The sequence below is a fragment of the Micromonospora sp. NPDC003776 genome (assembly GCF_053605645.1).
Map to the genome: position 1 here is coordinate 1 of NZ_JBSGJR010000794.1, position 2,421 is coordinate 2,421.

The following is a 2,421-nucleotide window of genomic DNA, read 5'->3' on the forward strand; positions in this document are numbered from 1 at the left end:
GCCGCCATTCCGTACGCCAGGTGCGGCACGATGTCCGCCAGCCAGTCGGCGCCCCGCCAGGTGCGCGGGTCGCTGATCCGCAGCGCCGCCAGCGACCCGTCCGAGGTCGCCATCACCCCACCGCCGAGCAGGCCGACGGCCATCGGCAGCGGGATCCGGCGCCGGGCGGCCAGCGCACCGAAGGCCGCGCCCGCGGCGATGCCGATGCCGTAGCCGACCACCGGCCCGATACCCGAGCGGCGGGTGGCCGCCCGGTCCTCGGGTCCGAGGTCGACGTGCGCGAGGTCGGCGATCCGCCCGGCGGTCTGTTCCGGCGTGCTGCTCAGCGGGCGGGCCCGGACCGCGACGTCCAGGTAGCTGACGATGTTCAGCGCGGCGCTGCCGACGGCGCCGGCGATGGCGCCGTCGACGACCGGGGCGACCCTCACTTCGGGTCGCCCGGCTCGCGCTCGCTCTTGGGTCCGAACGTCCGCTCGCCCCGGACGATGCCGCGCTGGCCGCGGTCGTCCTGCAGGATCCGGTTCGCGACCTGGTTCGCCTCCTGGTCGGCGGCGCGTCCGGAATTCTCGATCAGATCGCGCAGACGCGCGCGTTCCTTGTCGTACGCGTTGCTGCCCGGCCGTGGTCCTGGCATCCCTGCCTCCTCCGGTCGCAGTGGCTTCCCGACCGTCTACCCGTCGAGGGGGCGGCCAACCGTTCAGCCGGGGGAGCGCAGCACCGCCACCGGGCAGTCGGCGTGGTGCAGCACTCCCTGGCTCACCGAACCGAGGAGCAGCCCGGTCAGCTCGCTGCGGCCCTGCCCACCGACCACGACCAGTTGGGCGGTGCGGGAGGCCTCGGTGAGCACGCGGACGGGTCGGCCGTGCGCCACCTCCCGGGTCACCGGCACCTGCGGCCAGCGCTCGTCCAGCCCGGTGAGCGACCCGGCCAGTGTCCGGTCCTCCTCGCCGCGCAGCTGGCCCTCCTCGTAGACCAGCGGCTGCATGTCGCCGGGCCCGCTGGAGGCGGGGTGGGTGTAGGCGTGCACGGCGTGCAGCCGGGCGCCCCGGACGGCCGCCTCCTCGGCGGCGAACTCGACCGCCGCTCGGGACAGCGCCGTGCCGTCCACGCCGACCACCACCGGGCCGGCGGTACGCTCGGCGCCGCGGGCCACCAGCACCGGGCAGTCGGCGTACTGGGCGACCTGGATCGCCACCGAGCCGACCACCAGGGCGGCGAACCCGCCCAGACCCCGGTCGCCGACCACGATCATCGTGGCGGTGGGGGCCTCACCGAGCAGCGCCGCGGCGGCCTCGCCGTCGATGATCTCCCCGGAGATCCGCACCCCGGGTGCCGCCCGCTCGGCCTCGGCGACCGCCGTGGCGACGATCTCCTCCGCCTGGTGGCGCAGGCCGCCGGTGGGCGGGCCCTCGGCCGGCGCCCCCACGGGTACGCGCAGCAGCGGCCAGATGAACCCGTGCACCACCCGTAGCGGCCGGTGCCGTCGGGCGGCCTCGCCGGCGGCCAGGCGGACGGCCCGCAGCGCCGGCTCCGAGCCGTCCACGCCGACCACCACCGCCGCGCCGTTCGCCGAGTTCACCCCGTACCTCCCTGGCCGCCGCCCGCTCGCGGCCAGTATCCCGGCCGGTGCGGCGTCCCCGGGCCGATACCGCCGGAGCCGACCCGTCGGTACGCTGACCCCCACCGCCCCCGGAAGGGACCCTCGTCGATGGCCGAACCCGACCAGCCGAGCACCGCCCGCATGATCGACTTCTGGCTCGGCGGGGAGCACCACTTCCCGGTCGACGTGGCCGCGGCCCGGGCCTTCGAAGGGGCGTACGGTCCCTGCGCGGCGATCTTCCGGTCGCTGCGCGACTTCCTCGGCCGGGCGGTCCGGGCGATCGCCAGCGAGGGGGTGGACGGCTTCCTGGTGTTCGGCGCCGGCGTGCCGACCCGGGGCAACGTGCACGAGGCGGCCCCGGACGCGACCGTGCTCTACACCGACGTCGACCCGGTGACCATCCGCCTCGGCCAGCGTCTGCTCGCCGAGAGCGACCGGGCCGGCTACGGCTTCGGCGACGCCACCGACATCGGCACCGTCGACCCGGCCCAGCTGCACCGGTTCGTCCCGGGGTGGGGGAGGCGACCGGTCGGGGTGGTCTTCCTCGGGCTGGCCGCCTTCCTGCACGACGCGACCCTGGCCCGCACCCTCGACGAGCTGTACGAGGCGGTCGCCCCCGGCAGCTTCCTGGCGATCGATTTCGACGGCGAGGAGCTGGCGGCGTACCCGGAGGCGCTGGCCATGATGGGGCCGGCGTTCCGGATGCGGCCGCCGGCGGCGTTCGCCCCGCTGCTCGGTCGCTGGGCGCCGACGGCCGACGGCATCGTGCCGGTCGCCCGGTGGCGGGCGGAGGGCTCCCCGGAGCCGGTGCCGGACGCCTT

The 2,421-nt window shown here is 76.4% G+C and carries 4 protein-coding genes; 1 reads left to right on the forward strand and 3 read right to left on the reverse strand.

The annotated features are described in order from the left end of the window. From ACWEVO_RS34990 to ACWEVO_RS35000, 3 genes are all read right to left on the reverse strand, one after another. On the reverse strand, positions 1 to 428 hold a 428-nt coding region (locus ACWEVO_RS34990; RefSeq protein ID WP_452311691.1), incomplete at its 3' end, for a hypothetical protein. Then, positions 425 to 634 carry a phosphatidylethanolamine-binding protein gene (locus ACWEVO_RS34995; RefSeq protein WP_452311692.1) on the reverse strand — a complete coding sequence of 70 codons (210 nt, stop codon included), beginning with the start codon at positions 632 to 634 and terminating at the stop codon, positions 425 to 427. The genes ACWEVO_RS34990 and ACWEVO_RS34995, both read right to left, overlap by 4 nt. 63 nt (positions 635 to 697) lie before the next feature. Continuing rightward, a complete protein-coding gene (locus ACWEVO_RS35000) occupies positions 698 to 1,579 on the reverse strand; it encodes a universal stress protein (RefSeq protein ID WP_452311693.1) in 882 nt (293 codons plus the stop codon). A 129-nt stretch (positions 1,580 to 1,708) separates the two neighbouring features. On the opposite strand from ACWEVO_RS35000, the gene ACWEVO_RS35005 reads away from it, so the two are divergent. After that, positions 1,709 to 2,421: SAM-dependent methyltransferase (locus tag ACWEVO_RS35005; protein WP_452311694.1), on the forward strand; the 713-nt coding region annotated here is incomplete at its 3' end.